A 15,790-nucleotide genomic window follows, 5' to 3' on the forward strand; every position below is an offset into this window, starting at 1 on the left:
CCTGTACCCGATGAGTGTGAGGAAGCACCCGTGGCCACTCGCCAGACCTCCCGTGCCCAGACCGCCGGCGCGGCACAGGGCCCGCGCGACGCCGTCGTCGTCGGCGGCAACCGCATCCCCTTCGCCCGCGCCGGGAAGAGGTACGCCGACGCCTCCAACCAGGAGATGTTCACCGCCGCCCTCGAGGGACTCGTCGCCCGGTACGGGCTGCAGGGCGAGCGCCTCGGCGAGGTCGTCGGCGGTGCCGTGCTGAAGCACTCGCGCGACTTCAACCTCGTGCGCGAGTCCGTGCTGGGCTCGTCGCTGTCGCCGCAGACCCCCGCGTTCGACCTCCAGCAGGCCTGCGCCACCGGCCTCGAGGCCACCATCACCATCGCCAACAAGATCCGCCTCGGCCAGATCGAGTCCGGCGTCTCCGGCGGCACCGACACCGTCTCCGACGCGCCGATCGCCGTCAGCGAGGGCATGCGCCGCGCGCTGCTGGACGCCGGTCACGCCAAGACCTGGCAGGACCGCGCCAAGGCGCTCGCCCGGATCCGCCCCGCGGACCTCAAGCCGCTCAGCCCCGCCACCGACGAGCCGCGCACCGGCCTGTCGATGGGCGAGCACCAGGCCGTCACCACCGCCCGGTGGGGCATCACCCGCGAGGCGCAGGACGAGATCGCCCTCGCCAGCCACCAGCACCTCGCCGAGGCCTGGGAGTCGGGCTTCTTCGACGACCTCGTCACCCCGTTCCGGGGCCTGACGCGGGACGACAACATGCGCCCCGACACCTCGGCCGAGAAGCTCGCCGGCCTCAAGCCGGTCTTCGGCCGGTCGCTCGAGACGCCGGCGACCATGACCGCCGGCAACTCCACGCCGCTGACCGACGGTGCCTCCACGGTGCTGCTCGGGTCGCGCGAGTGGGCCGAGGCCCACGACCTGCCCGTGCTGGCCCGCTTCGTCGACGCCGAGACGGCCGCCGTGGACTTCGTGCACGGCCGCGAGGGCCTGCTCATGGCCCCGGTGCACGCCGTGCCGCGACTGCTGGCCCGCAACGGCCTGAGCCTGGAGGACTTCGACTTCTTCGAGATCCACGAGGCGTTCGCCTCCACCGTCCTCACGACGCTGGCCGCCTGGGAGGACGCCGACTACGGCAAGAACGAGCTCGGCCTGCCCGGCGCGTTCGGCTCCCTGGACCGCAGCAGGATCAACGTCCACGGCTCCTCGCTCGCCGCCGGGCACCCCTTCGCCGCGACCGGCGGGCGAATCGTCGCCACCGCCGCGAAACTGGTGGCGACGAAGGCCGCCGAGACCGGCAAGCCGGCCCGCGCGCTGGTCTCCGTGTGCGCCGCCGGCGGCCTCGGTGCCACCGCCGTCCTCGAGTCCGTCTGAGCCCGGAAGGAGCACCCATGACCGACCGCTACACGAAGGCCGTCAACTCCGGGTTCACGAAGACCCTCGCGAAGAGGCTCGGCCTGCCCCGCCCCGCGATCCTGCGCCGCTACCGCGCCGGCGACCCGCTGACCGTGGGCCCCGTCCTGGTGGTGTCCGACGGCGCCTCCAAGGCCGACGCCGACGCCGTCGCCCAGACGCTGCTCGGCTGGGACCTCGACGTGCGCCGCGACCCGACCGACGACGTCCGCTGGGGTGCCGTCGTCCTCGTGCTGACCGAGACCGCCCGGCCCGCCGACGCCTCCGAGGCGGTGCTGTCCGTCGGGTCCGTGCTGCGACGGCTGGCGGGCAACGGCCGCGTCGTCACCGTCTCGCGCGCTCCCGCCGACGGCGACGCCCCGGAGCTCGCCGCGGCACGGAACGCCGTCGACGGGTTCCTGCGCTCGCTCGCCAAGGAGCTGCGCGGCGGTGCCACCGGCAACGGGATCGTCCTGACCGGCGGCGCGGCCGTCGACCAGACCTCCGTGCGGGCCACGCTGCGGTTCTTCCTGTCCGCGAAGAGCGCCTACGTCGACGGACAGCTCCTGCCGGTCGGCCCGGCCGACGCCGAGGCCCCGACGTCGTGGGACCGCCCGCTCGAGGGGAAGGTCGCCGTCGTCACCGGCGCGGCCCGTGGCATCGGCGCGGCCATCGCCCGCACGCTGGCCCGCGACGGCGCCACCGTGGTCTGCGTCGACGTCCCCGCCGCCGGGGAGGGACTGGCCCGGACCGCCAACGCGGTCGGCGGGACGGCCCTGCAGCTCGACGTCACGGCCGAGGACGCCGGGCAGCGGATCCTGCAGCACGCCCGCGAGCGCCACGGGGGCCTCGACGTCGTCGTGCACAACGCGGGCATCCTGCGCGACAAGCTGCTCGCCAACATGAAGCCCGCCCAGTGGGACGCCGTGATCGCGGTGAACCTCGCCGCCCAGCTGCGGATCAACGAGGCACTCCTCGACGCCGGCCTGGACGGGCTGCACGTGGTCTCGCTGGCCTCGACCTCCGGCATCGCCGGGAACAAGGGGCAGACCAACTACGCCTTCTCCAAGGCGGGCGTCATCGGGCACACGCGGGCCACGGCCCCGCTGCTCGGCGCCCGCGGCGGGACCGCCAACGCGGTCGCCCCGGGGTTCATCGAGACGGACATGACGGCGTCGATCCCGTTCGCCACCCGGTCGGTGGCACGGCTGCTGCCGACCCTCTCCCAGGGCGGCGAGCCGGTCGACGTCGCCGAGGCCATCGCGTTCCTCGCCTCGCCGGCCGCGGCCGGCGTCAACGGCCAGGTGCTGCGGGTCTGCGGTCAGCACATGGTGGGCCAGTGACGGCGGCGCCGCCGCGCACGGCCGACGGCCGCGAGCTGCGCGTGGAGACCCAGCCCGGGCTGCCCGGGCTGGGCGGTCTCTACGCGCGCGGCGCGGCGGCGTCGGGCCGGATCGCCGCGGGCCGCGCGCTGCCGTCCCTGCCGGTCGTCGGCGAGGGCCGCTCCCCGGACGGGCAGCCGGGGACCGCCGGGTCCGACCTGTCGCTGCCCGACGTCGCCTACCGGGTCTCCGGGGTGGGCACCGACGACCTGGAGCGGCACCTGCACGACTACCAGCGGCTGCTGCACGAGCCGGTGAGCAGCACGCTGCCCGCCGGGTACCTGCACGTGCTCGCCTTCCCGCTGGGCACCGCGGTCATGGTGCGCGGCGACTTCCCGCTGCCGCTGCTCGGCATGGTCCACGTGGCCAACCGGGTCGACGTGCGGGGGCCGGTCGTCCTGGGCGACGTCCTGGACGTGCGGGCCTGGGCGGAGAACCTGCGTCCGCACCGCCGCGGGGTGCAGCTCGACCTGGTGGCGGAGGTGCGCCACGACGGCGCGGACGCCTCGACCCCGCCGGTGTGGCGCGGGGTGTCGACCTACCTCGCCAAGGGGTTCGAGCTGCCCGCGGAGGGCCCGCCCGGGTCGTCCGGTTCGGCGTCGTCCGGCTCCGGGTCGTCCGACGAGTGGACCCCGCCGCTGCCCACCGGCCGGTGGACGCTGGGGCCGGAGACGGGCCGTGCGTACGCGGCCCTGTCCGGGGACCGCAACCCCATCCACATGTCGGCGCTCTCGGCCAAGGCCTTCGGGTTCCCGCGGGCCATCGCGCACGGGATGTACACCGCGGCGCGGGCGCTGGCCGACGTCGGCCCCGGACGCGGGGACGCCTACCGGTGGACGGTGGAGTTCGGCAAGCCCGTGCTGCTGCCCGGCACGGTGGACGTGGCGATCACACCCGGCGAGAAGGACGGGTCCGGGTACTCGTACGTGGGCTGGAACGCCCGCAAGGGACTGCGGCACCTCTCCGGCGGGGTCACCCGGCTGTAGGCGGGTCGGTCCGGTCAGGCGGAACCGACACGGACAGCCCGGGCGTGGCGGGCTGGAGCTCCGGCCGGTCACGGACCGACCACAGCAGCACCAGGAACCAGATCAGGACCGCGAACGTCGCCACCAGGCCCACGGCCACGAGCACACCGCCCCCGAGCAGGCCCCACGAAGCCAGGTCCGCCGGTGCCAGCAGCGCCGACCCCACCGATGCCAGGGCGGCCACGGCCGCCACACCGCTCACGGCCACGGTGACCACGATCTCCGCCGTCCGCACCCGGCGGGCCCGCCGGGCCACCGGCGCGTCGTGCTCCAGCACCCGGGCGATCCCGGTGCAGGTGGCGACCACGACGACGGTCTGCGCCACCAGTACCAGCCCGCCCAGCACCTGGGTCGTGGTGTCGGGCACCGCTCCGGGGACCAGTTCGGCGACCGAGGCGAGGCCACCGAGCACCCCTGCCCACGCTCCGACGGCGAACCCGGTGCCGCGGGGAGCCAGTGTCCCCAGGCCACGGGCGACCAGCGCCCAGCCGACCAGGTCCACCACGAGGTCGAACCCCTCGATCTTCAGGTCCACGGCGACGACGAGCAGGCCCCAGAGCACGAGCAGCAGCGGTCTCATGCGCGGAACATACCGGACAACCAGCACCGGTCGGGCGTCCGGTGAATCACCGGCGTAGGGTCGGGCGCATGGACGCCCTGCACGAGCAGACCGCCCTGGAGCTCCGTGACCGGCTGCGCGCCGGTGACCTCACCCCGGGCGAGGTGACCGACCACTTCCTGGAGCGCATCGCGGCACGCAACGCCGAGCTCGGTGCGTTCGCCCACGTCACCCCGGACGCCGCCCGCGAGCGTGCGGAGGAGCTCGCGTCCGACGCGGCGCCGCCGTCGGGCACCCTGTGGGGCCTGCCCACGGGCGACAAGGACCTGTGGAACCGGGCGGGGGTCCCGAGCGGGTTCGGGTCGCGCGCGATGGCCGGCTTCGTCCCCGAGGAGTCCGACGACGTCGTGCGCGACCTCGACGCCGCCGGGATCGTCAGCCTGGGCAAGACCGCCACCCCCGAGCTCGGCTTCCCGGCGTACACCGAACCGGTGGCCGGCCCCGTGGCGCGCAACCCGTGGGACCTGACGCGGGGCGCCGGCGGCTCCAGCGGCGGGGCGGCCGTCGCCGTGGCCGCCGGGCTGCTGCCGTTCGCCCCCGGGTCCGACGGCGGAGGGTCCGTCCGCATCCCGGCCGCGGCCTGCGGGGTGGTCGGCCTCAAGCCCTCGCGCGGCCTGCTGCCGGCGGGTTCCGGCATCGAGGGGCTCGGCGGGCTCGTGGTCAACGGGCCGATCGCCCGCACGACGGCGGACGCGGCGCTGCTGCTGGAGGGGATGCTGCGCCGCACGCCGGACGGGCACGTCGACCACCGGTTCACGCTGCGCACCCCGGCGGCGCACGCCGGGGCGTACCTGGAGGCGGCACGCACGGGGGTGGCGCGTGAGCACGGCGGGGTGGTCGGCGGCCACGGCAGCCGGTTCCGCGTCGGCGTCACCACCTGGAACGCCTGGCAGTACTACTACGACGTCACCGTCGACCCGGAGGCGCGCGCCGCGCTGGACGCCGGGGTCGACGCGCTGGCGGGTCTGGGTCACGGCGTCGAGGAGCACACCTGGGAGCCGGTGCCCGAGTTCGGCGACGCCTTCCGCAGCCTGTGGATGGGCGGCGCGTCGGCGGTGCCGATCGACGACGACGCCGTGCTGGACCGGCTCGAACCGCTGACGTCGTGGCTCGTCCGCCGTGGACGGCAGGTGGGTGCCCGCGAGCTCGCCGAGGCGCTGGCGACGCTGACGCAGTTCGAGCGTCGACTCATCGCGGGCCTGGGCGAGCTGGACGCCGTGATCACCCCGGCCCTGGCCATGACGCCGCGGCCCGTCGGCTGGTTCGACCCCGAGGACGCGGACCGCAACTTCGTCCAGCAGTGCCAGTACACGCCGTTCACGTCGTGGTTGAACGTGGCGGGGCTGCCGGCGATCACCGTGCCGACGCACTGGACCGACGACGGGCTGCCCATGGGCGTGCAGATCATCGGACGCCCGGGTGGGGAGCTGACGCTGCTGGCGCTGGCCGGTCAGCTCGAGGACGTGCTGCGCTGGCCGGAGAGGCACCCGCCGGTCTGGTGACCGGCACGCGACCGCCGAGATCGACTCACCCGGACCGAGATCGACGTACCGTGCGTCGATCTCGGTCCGGGTGAGTCGATCTCGGCGGTCGAGAGGTGAGGAGGTCGGGTCAGGCGTCCTCGGGCAGGCAGCCGAACGCCTCGTCGCCGCCGGGACCCGCGGTGGCGAGCAGGCCGGCCAGCCCCGACCCCTCGGGGACGGGACGCGGGTCGTCGACGACGATCCACAGGCCGTCGACGACGTCGTAGCGGGCCTGCGGGCCGTCGGCCACGAGGGCGGCGACGGCGGCGACGAGCCGCTCCACCTCCTCGCCGGCGGTGCCGACGCCGACCGAGGAGCGCACCGCTCCCGCGCCGTAGCCGAGGCGGGACAGCAGCGGGTGGGCGCAGAACCGGCCGTCGCGCACGCCGATGCCGTGCTCGGCCGAGAGGTAGGCGGCGACCTGGCCGGGCTCGTACCCGGCGACCGTGAAGGTCACGACACCGACGGTGTCAGGGGCGTCGGACCACAGCCGCACGACCTCGACCCCGGCGATGCTCTCCAGCCCGTCGACGAGCCGGGCCCGCAGCGCGTTCTCGTGGGCGCGCAGCGCGTCGGCGTCGAGGGCGGCCAGCGACTCGCACGCGGCGGCGAGCGCCACCGCGCCCAGCACGTTGGGCGACCCGGCCTCGTGGCGGGCGGGCCCGTCGTGCCAGTCGGTCCGCTCCACCCGCACGCTGCGCACGGCCCCGCCGCCGGCGAGGTAGGGCGTGCCGGTGTCGAGCCAGTCGCGGCGGCCGACGAGCACGCCGGCGCCGAACGGTGCGTAGGTCTTGTGCCCGGAGAAGGCGAGGTAGTCGACACCGGTCTCGGCCAGGGAGAAGCGGCGGTGCGGCACGAGCTGGGCGCCGTCGAGCAGCACCCGCGCGCCGGCCGCGTGGGCGGTGGCGACGACGTCGGCCACGGGCAGCGTCTCCCCGGTCACGTTGGAGGCACCGGTGACCGCGAGCAGGGCGTACCCGCGGCCCGCGGCGAGGCCGGCGGCGAGCTCGTCGCGGATCGCCGCCACGGTCTCGGCGACGGTGTCCCGCCCGGTGACGACGGTGGCGTCGGCAGAGCGCTGCCAGGGCAGGAAGTTCGCATGGTGCTCGACGTCGAGGACGAGCACCCGGCCGGGCGTGCCGTCGTCGGACGCGGGCACGCACCCGGCGAGCAGGTTGAGCGCGTCGGTCGTGTTGCGCACGAGCAGCGTGACGTCGTCGTCCCGCGCGCCGACGAACTCGCCGATCACGCGCCGGGACTGCTCGTACAGGGTGGTGGACACCTGGGAGAGGTATCCGGCACCGCGGTGCACGGAGGCGTAGAGCGGCAGCGTCTGCGTGATGCGGTCGGCGACGTCCTGCAGCGCCGGGGCGGACGCGGCGACGTCGAGGTTGGCGTAGGGCACCCGGCGGCCGTCCACCAGCGGTGCGGGGGTGTCGTGCCCGACGACGGGCAGCACCGGGGCCAGGTCGCCCACGGTGGGGGTCCCCGGACAGGCGGGGGTCTCGGCGATCGCGGTCATGGCGTCCTCCCTCTGCGTTCCGGGGAGCTGCCTCCCCGCGCTTGCCCGACGCCGGTCGGCGTCGTGCCTGGTCGTCACCCGGGGCACCCCGCCGCGAGGGGAGGGTTGCCGGCCAGCGAGCCGGGGCTTGGCGCTGGCGCTCTTGACCTGCCGTCAGGTTCACCGATCGGGGATTCCGTGTCAACCAATGGGCGAGCCTTCTCAGGATCTGGGACGCGGGGGTCCGCCGGGGCCTACCAGACGGCCGGACCCTCGCGGTCGAAGAACCCGCCGGTCGGCCCGTCGGCGCCGATGGACGCGAGGCGCACGATCACCTCCGCACCCTCCTCGACGGTCTGCTCCCCGCGGTGCTCGGTGAGGTCGGTGGGCGTCGCCCCGGGGTCGACGGCGTTGAACCGGATGTCGGGGAACGCCGCCGCGTACTGCGACGTGACCATGACGAGCGCGGTCTTCGAGGCGTTGTAGTCCAGGAGCGGGAACGCGGACTCCGGACGTCCGGGGTCCCGCGTCGCCGCCAGCGAGCCCATGCCGCTGCTCACGTTGACGACCACCGGGGCCTCGCTGCACCGCAGCAGCGGCAGGAAGGCTCCGGTGACACGCACGGGGCCGAACACGTTCGTGTCGAACGTGTGCAGCATGTCGTCGCCGGTCACCTCGTCGATGCGGCCGAGCTTGGCGGCGCCGCGCACCCCGGCGTTGTTCACCAGGACGTCGAGGCGCCCCTCCTCCGCACGGACGTGCTCGGCGGCGGCCCGGACGGAGTCGTCGTCGGTGACGTCGAGCCGGACGAAACGCGCACCGGTCTCGTGCGCGGCGTCCGTCCCGCGCCCGACGTCCCGGGCGGCGAGGTAGACGGTGTGGCCGTCGCGGAGGAGGCTGCGGGTGGTCTCGAGCCCGAGACCCTTGTTGGCTCCGGTGACGAGGGCGATGGACATGGTGGCTCCCGATGGTCGTGGTGAGGTCGTGCCGTCGGGTCCAGCCTCCGGCCGGCGAGGCCGCACAGGCAGTACCTCGCCGAGCCGGTGGACAGCGGGTACCAGGCTGCGGGACGCCAGGGTGCGCATACTGGAGCGGTGAGCCGGCAGACGGAGCTGGGGCGTTCGCTGCACGCCTGGCGGGACCGGACGGATCCTGCCGCCGCGGGTGTGCCCGCCGTCGGTGTGCGTCGGGCGCCAGGGCTGCGCCGTGAGGAGCTGGCCCGGCTTGCCGGCCTGTCCGTGGACTACGTGGTCCGGCTCGAGCAGGGTCGGGCCACGTCCCCCTCGACCCGGGTGCTGTCGGCGCTGGCCCGGGCGCTGCGCCTGACGACCGCCGAACGCGACCACCTCTACCTTCTGGCGGGCCATCAGCCACCTGGTCCGGGCCACGTGTCGGACCAGGTCCCGCCGGGCGTGCGCCGACTGGTCGACCAGCTGCACGCGGCACCGCTGAGCGTGTACGACGCCGCCTGGAACCTGGTGCTGTGGAACCCGTTGTGGGCCGCGCTCCTCGGGGAGGCCGTCGGAGGGCCGGGCCGCGAGCGCAACCTCGCCTGGAGGCACTTCGTCGGGCTGCCGTCACGGGTCCGGCGACACCCGGAACAGGACGACGCGACGGCCGCGGCACTGGTCTCCGACCTGCGCGCCGCCATGGTCCGCTACCCCGCCGACGGCGCCCTGCGTTCGATGGTCGACGACCTGCGCCGCGACCGCCGCCGGTTCGCGCACCTCTGGGACAGCGGCGTCGTCGGCGTCCACGCGTCGCACACCAAGGCGGTCCACCACCCCGTCGTCGGCCTGCTGGAGCTGGACTACGACGTGCTCGCCGCCCCCGGGAGCGACCTGCGTCTGGTCGCGTGCACGGCCGCACCGGGGAGCGAGGCCGCCGAACGCCTCGACCTGCTGAGAGTTCTCGGCACCCAGGAGATGGCCCCGGAACGAACATGACCACGTGACGAGACGCCCGTCCCGACGGCTGGACGTCGTGTCGTACGATCGCGGTGACCATCCCGAGCGGCCGAGTGACGTGGCACGTCGACGCCGCAGCAACCCGCGGGGGCGCGCAGCCCCCGGACACGGTGCTACCGCCACGACCGATGGGAGGAGTGCCATGAACGCACCGATCGAACCCCGACCCGCCGAGGGCTACGCCGGGGACCTGACCCCGCAGCAGGCGTGGGACCTGCTCGCCGACGACCCCGGCGCCGTCCTGGTGGACGTGCGCACCGAGGGCGAGTGGCGCCTGATCGGCGTGCCCGACGTCGGCTCCCTGGACAAGCAGGTCGTGTTCAGCCAGTGGGTCACCGGCGACGGCCGGCCCAACCCCGCCTTCCTGGCCGAGCTCGAGACCGCCGGCGTGACGACCGACCGGGCCGTGATGTTCCTGTGCCGCTCCGGCCAGCGCTCGATCGGCGCGGCCCGCCTGGTGACGTCGGCCGGGTACGGCCCCGCCTACAACGTGCTGGAGGGCTTCGAGGGGCCCGTCGGCCCGCTCGGCGCCCGCGACCAGGCCGGCTGGAAGGTCCGCGAGCTGCCGCACACCACCTTCACGGGGCAGAGCCGGTGAGCCGCACCGAGATCCCCACCGGCCCCGGTGCCAACCCGGTCGCCCACGGCGGCTCGGGCCGCGGCCCCCTGCCCGACGGCGTCCGCCCGGCCACGCTCGCCGTCCGTGGCGGGCACCGGCGCAGCGACTTCGAGGAGATGTCCGAGGGGCTCTTCCTCACCCAGGGGTACACCTACGGCTCCGCCGCCGACGCGGAGGCCGCGTTCGCCGGCGAGACCTCGCGGTTCATGTACTCGCGCTACGGCAACCCGACCGTGCACACCTTCGAGGAGCGGCTGCGCCTCGTCGAGGGCGCCGAGGCCTGCTACGCCACCGCGACCGGCATGTCCGCCGTGTTCACCACCCTGGCGGCCCTGGTGTCCGCCGGGTCCCGCATCGTCTCGGCGCGCGCGCTGTTCGGCTCCACCAACGTCATCTACGACGAGATCCTCGCCAAGTGGGGGGTGCAGGTCGACCTGGTCGACGGCCACGAGATCGACCAGTGGGCCGAGGCGCTGGCCACGCCCGCCGACGTCGTGTTCTTCGAGACGCCGTCGAACCCCATGCAGGACCTCGTCGACGTGCGCCGCGTGTGCCAGCTCGCCCACGCCGCGGGCGCGACCGTCGTCGTCGACAACGTGTTCGCCACCCCGATCCTGCAGAAGCCGCTCGAGCTCGGCGCCGACGTCGTGGTGTACTCCGCGACCAAGCACATCGACGGCCAGGGCCGGGTGCTCGGCGGGGCGATCCTCGGCCCGGAGGAGTTCCTGTCCGGGCCGGTCCAGACCTTCCTGCGCCACACCGGGCCGTCCCTGAGCCCGTTCAACGCCTGGGTGCTGCTCAAGGGTCTGGAGACCCTCGACGTCCGCGTGCGGGCGCAGAACGCGGCCGCCCTGCAGGTCGCCACGGCGCTCGAAGGTCTCGACGGCATCAGCCGGGTGCTCTACCCGTTCCTGTCGTCCCACCCCCAGCACGCCCTCGCGCTGGAGCAGCAGACCGGCGGCGGCACCGTGGTCACCTTCGAGCTGGCGACCGGCGACGGTGCGGACCCGGACGAGGCCAAGCGACGCACGTTCCGGTTCCTGGACGCGCTGCGGATCGTCGACCTGTCCAACAACCTGGGCGACGCCAAGTCGATCATGACCCACCCGGCCACCACGACGCACCGCAAGCTCGGCGCCGCGGGGCGAGCCGCCGTCGGGATCACCCCCACGACGGTGCGCCTGTCGGTCGGCCTCGAGGACCCGCTGGACATCGTCGAGGACGTCTCCCAGGCGCTGCGGGCCTGAGCGCGCCGCGCCGTAGACTCCCGGCCGTGAGCCTGACGATCCGCACCGCCACCCCTGACGACGTCCCCGCGATCCTGCGACTGGTCCATGCGCTTGCCACCTACGAGCGCGAACCCGACGCCGTCGAGGCCACCGAGGACGACTTCTCGGCGGCACTGTTCCCGACGTCGGGCACCCCGACCACGCACGGGCTCGTCGCCGAGGTCGACGGCGAGGTCGTCGGCATCGCGATCTGGTTCACCACGTTCTCGACCTGGACCGGCAAGAGCGGGATCTGGCTCGAGGACCTGTTCGTCGACCCCGCCCACCGGGGTGCCGGCGCCGGACGGGCCCTGCTGACCCGCCTGGCCGAGATCTGCGTCGAGCGCGGCTGGCGCCGGCTCGAGTGGTGCGTCCTGAACTGGAACGAGCCGGCGATCGCCTTCTACCGGTCGCTCGGGTCCACCCCGCAGGACGAGTGGACCACGCACCGCGTCGACGGGTCGGCCCTGACCGCACTGGCCTCCGGCGCGGCGACGACGACGGCCGCGACCTGACGGTTACTGCGGGTCCCCCTGGACGACCTCCTCGTCGGCATCGTCCGGACGCACCCGCGTGAAGGCGTCGGACGCGCGGCGGAGCGCGACGGCGACCGATCCCGCCACCAGCCCCTCACCGGGCGGGGTGTCCAGCTCCAGCAGCCGAGCCCGGAACGCGCGGACCTGACCCTGCAGCGAGTCGACGAGCTCGTCCCGGTCCTCGCCCCAGGCGTCGGCGTGCAGCGCCTCGGACAACGACCGCAACGACCCGGCGAGCGGATCGCGCAGGCCGTCGGGCAGGCGCACCGGCTCACCGGTGTCGACCAGCAGCGTGACGACGACGTCGATGGACGCGGCGACGGTCTCCAGCTCCCGCGCACGCGCGTCCTGCCCCCGGGTCCACCGGCGGTAGCGTCGGACCCGCGGGTTCACGCGGGCGGCCTCGCGGCTGTGGCGCACCGACTCCCGCGTCCTCTCCAGCACCGGCTGCAGCGCGGCACGGCGGCTCTCCCAGTCCTCGGCGGGGATCTCGCCGGACTCCTCCAGCGCGTCGGCCAGGTCCTCGGCCTCGCGGGCGAGCAGCGTGCTCAGGCCGTCGAGGGCGTTCTCCGCGGGGGTGAGCTGCAGCGGCGGCAGCGCGAAGTTCACGCCGATCCCTACGAGGGCACCGATGGCGACCAGCCCCGCGAAGGAACCGACGAACGACAACGCGTCGGCGTTGCCGAGGATGAGGACGAACAGCGCGGACGTCGCCACCCAGCTGCCCATCTCGCGGAAGAGCCGCCAGCTCGAGCACAGCAGCGCGACGGCGACGACGAGCGCGATCGAGACCGGACCGACCGGCAGGAGCCAGTCGGCCAGCCGCGCGATCCCCGCGCCGAGCAGCACCGCGACGGTGACGCGGACCGAGTCCTGGACGGACCGCACGACGGTGCTCGTCGTCGCGATGACCGCCCCGAGCGGGGCGTAGTAGGGGAAGTCCCCCAGCGGATGGGGCACGTAGATCCCCACGAGCCATGCCAGCCCGGCCGCGATGCCGCCGCGGACCGCCATCGACAGCCGCGGATATCTCAGCCACGCGCTGTACAGGGCACGGGCGACCCTCAGGCCACGTTCGTCGACCATCGTCCCTCCCTCTCGTCCCGCAGTGATGGTCGCCGCACGATCCCGTTCGCGCATCCGGAATAGGCGCACCGGCGCCACCGGTTGACCTGGGCGATGAACGACACCGGCCTGACCTCTTCCCCCGCCCTCTCGGTCCTCGACCTCGTCCCCGTCCGCTCCGGCCAGTCCAGCGCCGAGGCGCTCGCCTCCTCCATGGCGCTGGTCCGGCGCGCCGACGAGCTCGGGTACACCCGCTACTGGTTCGCCGAGCACCACAACATGCCGGCCGTCGCCGCCTCGACGCCCCCGGTGATGATCGCCGCCGCGGCCGCGCGGACCGAGCGGATCCGGGTGGGCTCCGGCGGCGTCATGCTGCCCAACCACGCCCCCCTGGTGGTGGCCGAGCAGTTCGCCGCCCTCGAGGCTCTCGCCCCGGGCCGGATCGACCTCGGCATCGGGCGCGCCCCCGGCAGCGACCCCGTGGTGACGGCGCTGCTGCGCTCCTCCGGGCCGACGTCGGACGTCGACCGGTTCCCCGAGCACGTGCGCAACATCCTGGCCCTCATGGAGCCCGACGGCGCCCAGCTGCGGCTCACCGACGGCAAGACGTACGACGTGCACGCCACCCCGGCGGCGACCGCCGCCCCGACCCTGTGGCTGCTCGGGTCGAGCGACTACTCGGCGCGCCTGGCCGCCGAGCTCGGGCTGCCGTACGTGTTCGCCAACCACTTCTCCGGCGCCGGCATCGACCAGGTGCTCGCGCTGTACCGGGACGGCTACCGCCCCAGCGAGGCGCACCCGGAGCCGCAGACCTTCCTCACGCTGAACGCCGTCGTGGCCCCGACCGCCGAGGAGGCCCACGAGCGGGCGCTGCCGCAGCTGCGGGCGATGGCCCGGCTGCGCACCGGCAAGCCGATGGGCACCGCCGAGACCGTCGAGGAGGCGCTGGCCACCCCGCTGGACGGCCTGGGCCAGCAGATGGTGGAGGACATGCGTGCGCGCTGGCTCATCGGCACGCCGGACGAGGCCCGTGCCGAGGTCGCCCGCCTGGCCGAGCGCCACGGCGCCGACGAGGTGATGATCGTCCCGGTGGCCGGCACCTACGCGTCCGAGCCGCTGGACGCCACGCCCGGCCGGGTGCAGACGCTGGAGCTGCTGGCCGCCTGAGCCGCGTCTCCGGTCGTCGACCCGCGTCCGTGCCACGATGGCGTGGTGCGATCCCTGACCCCGTCGATCTCGGTGCTGCGCGCCGACAACCCCGGCCCGATGACGCTCGACGGCACCCGCTCGGTCGTCCTGCGTGCACCGGGTGCGCCGTCGTGCGTCGTGGTGGATCCGGGGCCCGACGACGCCGCGCACCTGGAGGCGCTGGCTGCGGCCGGGCCGGTCGATCTGGTGCTCGTCACGCACCGGCACGCCGACCACACGGCGGGCTCTCGCGGGCTGCACGCCCGGACCGGCGCCCCGGTCCGCGCCGCCGACCCGGCGCACTGCCATGGTGGGGACCCCCTGTCGGACGGCGAGGTGGTCGAGGCCGCGGGACTGCGCATCGGGGTGCTCGCCACGCCGGGGCACACGGCGGACTCGGTCTCCCTGGTGGTCACAGCGCCGGGCGAGGAGCCGGTGGTCCTCACCGGGGACACGGTGCTCGGGCGTGGCACCACCGTCATCGCGGAGCCCGACGGGTCGCTGCGCGACTACCTGGCCAGCCTCGACGCCCTGGAGCACGTGGGCGGCGGCCGGCTCGGCGTCCCGGCGCACGGACCGGAGCTGCCCGACCTCGGCGAGGCCGTCCGCGCCTACCGGAACCACCGCCTCGAGCGGCTCGACCAGATCCGCGCCGCCCTGGCGACCCTCGGGCCGGACGCCGGCGTCGACGACGTCGTCGCCCACGTCTACGCCGACGTCGACCCGTCGGTCCTGGGCGCGGCCCGGCAGACGGTCGCCGCCCAGCTCGCCTACCTGCACAGCGCCTGACACCGGCTGTCGGGGGCCCGCGGCATGCTGAGCCCATGACCGTCCGCCTCGGCATCGCCCACGTCCCCACGCACGCCCCCGAGACGCTGCGCACCCAGGCCGTCGCGGCCGAGGACGCCGGGCTCGACGACCTGTGGGTCTGGGAGGACTGCTTCAAGCAGAGCGGGCTCGCCTCGGCGGCCGCCGCGCTGGCCTGGACGGACCGGATCCGCGTCGGGCTGGGGCTGATGCCCGCCCCGCTGCGCAGCACGGCGCTCACCGCGATGGAGATCGCCACCCTGGCCCGGTCGTTCCCGGGACGGTTCGTCCCGGCCGTGGGGCACGGCGTGCAGTCGTGGATGGGCCAGTCGGGCGTCCGCGTCGACTCGCCGCTGACGCTGCTGCGCGAGCACCTCGCCGCCCTGCGGAGCCTGCTCGACGGCGAGGAGGTGACGTCGTCGGGCCGCTACGTGACGCTCGACGGCGTCCGACTCGACTGGCCGCCGACGACGCCGGTGCCTCTGTGGACGGGCGGGGTCGGCCCGCGCACGCTGGCCCTGACCGGCGAGCTCGGCGACGGTCTGATCCTGGCCAACGCGCTGACGCCCGACGACGTGCGCGACGCCGTCGCCACCGCCCGGCACGCGGCGTCCGCCGTCGGGCGCGAGCTGGCCGACGTGCACGCCACCCTGATCGTCGCGACCGGTCCGCACGCGGCGGAGCGGCTGGCCGCGGAGCTGCCGCAGTGGGGCGCGGACCCGGAGCGCGGGATCGGGGCGGCCGGCGGGGCCGACGAGATCGCCGCGGGCGTGCGGGCGCTGGCCGACGCCGGAGCGACCGCGGTCGCGGTCCAGCCCACCGCGGACGAGCCGGACCTGGCCGGGCTGGCGGCGTTCCTGGGCCGCGAGGTCAGGCCGCGGCTCGCCGGCTGACCGGC

At 74.9% G+C, this 15,790-nt stretch carries 15 protein-coding genes and 1 riboswitch; of the genes, 11 read left to right on the top strand and 4 right to left on the bottom strand.

Annotated elements, in window-relative coordinates; all coding sequences use genetic code 11:
• Window positions 1-30 precede the first annotated feature (30 nt).
• The 3 genes from V5O49_RS14010 to V5O49_RS14020 are packed head-to-tail and all read left to right on the top strand — an operon-like array spanning window position 31 to window position 3,760.
• On the top strand, window positions 31-1,374 hold the full coding sequence (locus tag V5O49_RS14010) for an acetyl-CoA C-acetyltransferase (RefSeq protein WP_332902735.1): 1,344 nt from the start codon (window positions 31-33) through the stop codon (window positions 1,372-1,374).
• 17 nt (window positions 1,375-1,391) lie between these two features.
• Window positions 1,392-2,735 carry a 3-oxoacyl-ACP reductase gene (locus V5O49_RS14015; protein ID WP_332902736.1) on the top strand — a complete coding sequence of 448 codons (1,344 nt, stop codon included), beginning with the start codon at window positions 1,392-1,394 and terminating at the stop codon, window positions 2,733-2,735.
• Window positions 2,732-3,760 carry a MaoC family dehydratase gene (locus V5O49_RS14020; RefSeq protein ID WP_332902737.1) on the top strand — a complete coding sequence of 343 codons (1,029 nt, stop codon included), beginning with the start codon at window positions 2,732-2,734 and terminating at the stop codon, window positions 3,758-3,760. Before V5O49_RS14015 ends, V5O49_RS14020 begins: the two co-directional genes overlap by 4 nt.
• Here the strand turns inward: V5O49_RS14020 and V5O49_RS14025 are convergent.
• A complete protein-coding gene (locus V5O49_RS14025; RefSeq protein ID WP_332902738.1) occupies window positions 3,747-4,379 on the bottom strand; it encodes a hypothetical protein in 633 nt (210 codons plus the stop codon). The genes V5O49_RS14020 and V5O49_RS14025 overlap by 14 nt on opposite strands.
• A 68-nt stretch (window positions 4,380-4,447) precedes the next feature.
• On the opposite strand from V5O49_RS14025, the gene V5O49_RS14030 reads away from it, so the two are divergent.
• Window positions 4,448-5,920 carry an amidase gene (locus tag V5O49_RS14030; protein WP_332902739.1) on the top strand — a complete coding sequence of 491 codons (1,473 nt, stop codon included), beginning with the start codon at window positions 4,448-4,450 and terminating at the stop codon, window positions 5,918-5,920.
• A gap of 109 nt (window positions 5,921-6,029) precedes the next feature.
• On the opposite strand, the gene V5O49_RS14035 is transcribed toward V5O49_RS14030, so the two are convergent.
• Window positions 6,030-7,463, bottom strand: a complete 1,434-nt coding sequence (locus tag V5O49_RS14035; protein ID WP_332902740.1) for an aminotransferase class V-fold PLP-dependent enzyme — start codon at window positions 7,461-7,463, stop codon at window positions 6,030-6,032.
• A gap of 32 nt (window positions 7,464-7,495) precedes the next feature.
• A riboswitch (SAM riboswitch) is annotated at window positions 7,496-7,611 on the bottom strand.
• 85 nt (window positions 7,612-7,696) lie between these two features.
• Entirely contained in the window at window positions 7,697-8,398 is a 702-nt protein-coding gene (locus tag V5O49_RS14040) for an SDR family NAD(P)-dependent oxidoreductase (protein WP_332902741.1), read from the bottom strand.
• A 138-nt stretch (window positions 8,399-8,536) separates the two neighbouring features.
• Here V5O49_RS14040 and V5O49_RS14045 point away from each other — a divergent pair, with 138 nt between their 5' ends.
• The 4 genes from V5O49_RS14045 (at window position 8,537) to V5O49_RS14060 (ending at window position 11,811) form a co-directional block, all read left to right on the top strand.
• Window positions 8,537-9,388, top strand: a complete 852-nt coding sequence (locus V5O49_RS14045; RefSeq protein WP_332902742.1) for a helix-turn-helix domain-containing protein — start codon at window positions 8,537-8,539, stop codon at window positions 9,386-9,388.
• A 163-nt stretch (window positions 9,389-9,551) separates the two neighbouring features.
• Complete coding sequence (locus V5O49_RS14050) at window positions 9,552-10,007, top strand: rhodanese-like domain-containing protein (RefSeq protein ID WP_332902743.1); 456 nt, start codon at window positions 9,552-9,554, stop codon at window positions 10,005-10,007.
• Window positions 10,004-11,275: an O-succinylhomoserine sulfhydrylase gene (locus V5O49_RS14055; RefSeq protein WP_405001184.1), complete on the top strand. Its 1,272-nt coding sequence runs from the start codon at window positions 10,004-10,006 to the stop codon at window positions 11,273-11,275. The genes V5O49_RS14050 and V5O49_RS14055 overlap by 4 nt, the downstream gene beginning before the upstream one ends.
• Before the next feature lie 32 nt (window positions 11,276-11,307).
• Complete coding sequence (locus tag V5O49_RS14060; protein ID WP_332902964.1) at window positions 11,308-11,811, top strand: GNAT family N-acetyltransferase; 504 nt, start codon at window positions 11,308-11,310, stop codon at window positions 11,809-11,811.
• Between the two features lie 3 nt (window positions 11,812-11,814).
• Here V5O49_RS14060 and V5O49_RS14065 read toward each other — a convergent pair whose 3' ends face one another.
• Window positions 11,815-12,918, bottom strand: coding sequence for an FUSC family protein (locus V5O49_RS14065; RefSeq protein WP_332902744.1), 1,104 nt, complete (start codon window positions 12,916-12,918; stop codon window positions 11,815-11,817).
• A 93-nt stretch (window positions 12,919-13,011) separates the two neighbouring features.
• Here V5O49_RS14065 and V5O49_RS14070 point away from each other — a divergent pair, with 93 nt between their 5' ends.
• The 3 genes from V5O49_RS14070 (at window position 13,012) to V5O49_RS14080 (ending at window position 15,785) form a co-directional block, all read left to right on the top strand.
• Window positions 13,012-14,064, top strand: a complete 1,053-nt coding sequence (locus tag V5O49_RS14070) for an LLM class flavin-dependent oxidoreductase (RefSeq protein ID WP_332902745.1) — start codon at window positions 13,012-13,014, stop codon at window positions 14,062-14,064.
• Between the two features lie 99 nt (window positions 14,065-14,163).
• The gene (locus tag V5O49_RS14075) at window positions 14,164-14,874 is read left to right on the top strand and encodes an MBL fold metallo-hydrolase (protein ID WP_332902965.1); all 711 of its coding nucleotides are present in this window, start codon (window positions 14,164-14,166) and stop codon (window positions 14,872-14,874) included.
• A gap of 35 nt (window positions 14,875-14,909) precedes the next feature.
• On the top strand, window positions 14,910-15,785 hold the full coding sequence (locus V5O49_RS14080; RefSeq protein ID WP_332902746.1) for an LLM class flavin-dependent oxidoreductase: 876 nt from the start codon (window positions 14,910-14,912) through the stop codon (window positions 15,783-15,785).
• The last annotated feature ends 5 nt before the right edge of the window (window positions 15,786-15,790 follow it).

Origin of the sequence: Isoptericola haloaureus (assembly GCF_036689775.1) — a bacterium.
Taxonomy (GTDB): Bacteria; Actinomycetota; Actinomycetes; order Actinomycetales; family Cellulomonadaceae; genus Isoptericola; species Isoptericola haloaureus.

Coding starts and splice junctions, on each gene's coding strand:
- V5O49_RS14015 (WP_332902736.1), top strand. CDS start 1,392: ATGACCGACCGCTACACGAAGGCCGTCAACTCCGGGTTCACGAAGACC.
- V5O49_RS14025 (WP_332902738.1), bottom strand. CDS start 4,379: ATGAGACCGCTGCTGCTCGTGCTCTGGGGCCTGCTCGTCGTCGCCGTG.
- V5O49_RS14030 (WP_332902739.1), top strand. CDS start 4,448: ATGGACGCCCTGCACGAGCAGACCGCCCTGGAGCTCCGTGACCGGCTG.
- V5O49_RS14035 (WP_332902740.1), bottom strand. CDS start 7,463: ATGACCGCGATCGCCGAGACCCCCGCCTGTCCGGGGACCCCCACCGTG.
- V5O49_RS14040 (WP_332902741.1), bottom strand. CDS start 8,398: ATGTCCATCGCCCTCGTCACCGGAGCCAACAAGGGTCTCGGGCTCGAG.
- V5O49_RS14050 (WP_332902743.1), top strand. CDS start 9,552: ATGAACGCACCGATCGAACCCCGACCCGCCGAGGGCTACGCCGGGGAC.
- V5O49_RS14065 (WP_332902744.1), bottom strand. CDS start 12,918: ATGGTCGACGAACGTGGCCTGAGGGTCGCCCGTGCCCTGTACAGCGCG.
- V5O49_RS14070 (WP_332902745.1), top strand. CDS start 13,012: ATGAACGACACCGGCCTGACCTCTTCCCCCGCCCTCTCGGTCCTCGAC.
- V5O49_RS14075 (WP_332902965.1), top strand. CDS start 14,164: ATGACGCTCGACGGCACCCGCTCGGTCGTCCTGCGTGCACCGGGTGCG.
- V5O49_RS14080 (WP_332902746.1), top strand. CDS start 14,910: ATGACCGTCCGCCTCGGCATCGCCCACGTCCCCACGCACGCCCCCGAG.